General features: G+C 54.0%; 1 pseudogene. It reads left to right on the top strand.

The features are described from left to right. Positions 1-355 (top strand): annotated as a pseudogene (locus GNP95_RS25570) (ABC transporter substrate-binding protein); the annotation flags it as partial. Positions 356-424: the final 69 nt, after the last annotated feature.

Here is a 424-nt window from a genome sequence, read left to right as displayed (position 1 = left end):
GCCGTACACTGTATTCATGACGAAGAAAAGCTACTTGACGAAGCAATCGGCTACGGTGCAGAAATTCGCGAATGCGGTGCAGCAGGCGCAAAATTGGGTGCAGCAGGCAACCCCGGACGAAATTGCCGACGCGATTATTTCCTTCTTCCCGGATACGGACAAAGCGGTCGTCCGCGATGTTGTGAAACGGTATAAGGATCAAGGTTCATTCGCAACGGACGGCATCGTCGACCAGGCGGAATGGAACAACCTGCAGGATGTGATGGAAGCGGCAGGCGAACTGAAGCAGCGGGCCGATCACGGGCAGTTAGTCGATAATACGTTCGCCGAGAAAGCGAAGCAATCCGTGAAGTAACCAAAGGGGCGGCGAAAGTGTGCGGACGGCAGCTTTCGCCTTTTCTTTGCAAGATGATAAGAAGGAGGG

The sequence above is a fragment of the Paenibacillus woosongensis genome, from assembly GCF_009725165.1.
Taxonomy (GTDB): Bacteria; Bacillota; Bacilli; order Paenibacillales; family Paenibacillaceae; genus Fontibacillus; species Fontibacillus woosongensis.
The sequence above is the reverse complement of the archived record's forward strand: the minus strand, read 5'-3'. Positions and strand labels throughout refer to the sequence as shown.